Below are 807 nucleotides of genomic sequence, written 5' to 3' on the forward strand. Positions count from 1 at the left end.
CGTTAGCATACATTTACCACAAAACTCAAATTAAACAATGAAAAAAAGAATTCTACTAATTTTTATGGTTAGTTTTTTAACCAAAATTTATTCGCAAGACAAAAAAATTGAATTTCAATTATCTCTCGGACCAACATTATCAGTGCCAAAAACCAGTGAACTAACAGATACAAATGTTGATGGAAGTCCTGAAATTAAATCCTCGATTAATATTGGAGCATTTGTCTTACCAAGTTGGAACTATTCTTTTAATGAAAAATCATCAATTGATTTTGGTATTGGATTTTATTTAGATAGGTTTTCTATCGAAGATAAAATAGGTGCAGTTACAAATAAAGGAAATCGAAATATTAGTCAAATTCAAATACCAATAAACTATAATTTTCATTTCAGTCAAGATAAATCTTATCAATTTGGAATTGGAGGATTTACAAGTTTTTTAGTATCTGCAAAAGAAAAAGGAGATACCATAACAGACGTATCTCAAATTGACATAATTGACCCAAATGACCCAACTTTCAGTAATGCAACTATCAGTTACGAAAATGATATTAAGGATAATTATAATTCAGTAAGTTTTGGCGCCTACATTCAGTTAAAGAAAAGTTTTTCCTTTTCATCAAAAAAGAAAGGATTCATTCTTTTGAGAATTAATCAATATTTCAATTCGATAAAGAACAATGACTTTGATTCTGATTTGAGCCAATATATTGACTTTAAGAATGAAAAAGAACCGACAACTTTGAATTTAGGAATTGGAATAATTATATAAAAACGTATGCTAACACCGTGTATAATTAATTGCTT

The 807-nt window shown here is 27.8% G+C and carries 1 protein-coding gene; it reads left to right on the forward strand.

Annotation, left to right across the window (positions count from 1 at the left end):
• Window positions 1–37: 37 nt before the first annotated feature.
• Window positions 38–772, forward strand: a complete 735-nt coding sequence (locus HM986_RS17610; protein ID WP_179336354.1) for an outer membrane beta-barrel protein — start codon at window positions 38–40, stop codon at window positions 770–772.
• Window positions 773–807: the final 35 nt, after the last annotated feature.

The organism is Winogradskyella costae (assembly GCF_013403865.1).
Classification (GTDB): Bacteria; Bacteroidota; Bacteroidia; order Flavobacteriales; family Flavobacteriaceae; genus Winogradskyella; species Winogradskyella costae.